Here is a 634-nt window from a genome sequence, read left to right on the forward strand (position 1 = left end):
CCTAGCTTCGGCAGGTTAACGCAACTAGAGGTATATATTTTCATATTCCTCTCCCATTAGACTCAATATCTTCCAATGAATCTCTTCCATATTTAGAATTTCTGACTTTGCTTTCCCTTTTTTCTGAGTTATAAGTTCTGTAATTTCCTGAAACTTGAAAAATATCCATCTCATTGTCGGTCTTTTTGTTGGTTTTCCTTTCTGATCTGGAACCGTTTCATTTTCTTCTTCTAATTTTGTCCTTAATTTCCATTCCGCAATTGAATAAATCATCAAGCAGAGAACCATTATCATTGTCAACGCTTCAATTCTTGATTTATTCTTGAGATACACCTTCGATACGCTAAAGGTATCACTTTTCAAAAATCTGAATCCTTTTTCTACTTTATCCTGTCCTTTATAATACTTCAGCATCTCTTCAGGAGAAAGACTGATATCATTACTTGCAAGAATGAAAAGTCCCATTTTCTCCATTTCTTTTAAAACAAAATCATCATTAACCTTTATAACCCCCTCAATCCTGTAATATGTCTTCAATTTCTCATCTTTAGAAATTCTGCCTCTTTTACCTGTTTCACGTTTTTTAACGGTTTTCAAATCTACTTTTTCAAACACAATAGAAGGGAAATCTGCA

At 33.1% G+C, this 634-nt stretch carries 1 protein-coding gene; it reads right to left on the bottom strand.

The window, feature by feature from the left end; translation table 11 throughout:
* Positions 1-24 precede the first annotated feature (24 nt).
* Positions 25-634, bottom strand: a 610-nt coding sequence (locus ASJ81_RS14845; RefSeq protein WP_141241642.1) for an IS1634 family transposase, incomplete at its 5' end; no start/stop codon positions are given.

Source organism: Methanosarcina spelaei (assembly GCF_002287235.1).
Classification (GTDB): domain Archaea; phylum Halobacteriota; class Methanosarcinia; order Methanosarcinales; family Methanosarcinaceae; genus Methanosarcina; species Methanosarcina spelaei.